Below are 491 nucleotides of genomic sequence, written 5' to 3' on the forward strand. Positions count from 1 at the left end.
CCTAACACTAATAGAGGGCACTAAAAAATTTTAGGTAGAGAATTTTGGATAATCGAGGTGAATGATGTTGTATATATTTTAGCTAATGGCGGTACTCCAAAAATTGAATGGTATCAACCGAGAAATTATTTCGCTCGATATATTGTTTTTTCTCTTCCTCTCTTAAGCTTTTCCAAAACGGCTCCCAATATACATCCCACCAGAATGCCATATCTCCTTGCAGGCTACCATAATTACCAAAATCCTTATCAGGAAATACATTTTCTGGCCCTGGAGGTTCTAAGCCTTTCTCACAAAGGCATTTGATAAATTCATTATTATTCGTAATAATCCTTACTATATCCTGTCCAAATTCTTTAAATTTATAACAAATGAGAACTTTATTATGGTCTATAACCTTTTCTTCCCTCTCATCTATTTTAACTTTTCCATGAAAAAATAACCCAATTAAACATTCAATAGCTGATAGATCTTCAGGCTTTATCATAAAC

Annotated in this window: 1 protein-coding gene; it reads right to left on the reverse strand. The window is 33.0% G+C overall.

Translation table 11 applies throughout. The annotated features are described in order from the left end of the window. Positions 1-82 precede the first annotated feature (82 nt). Positions 83-491: hypothetical protein (locus IM290_RS19330; RefSeq protein WP_227009306.1), on the reverse strand; the 409-nt coding region annotated here is incomplete at its 5' end.

Origin of the sequence: Enterobacter cloacae complex sp. S1 (genome assembly GCF_014930525.1) — a bacterium.
Classification (GTDB): domain Bacteria; phylum Pseudomonadota; class Gammaproteobacteria; order Enterobacterales; family Enterobacteriaceae; genus Enterobacter; species Enterobacter hormaechei_C.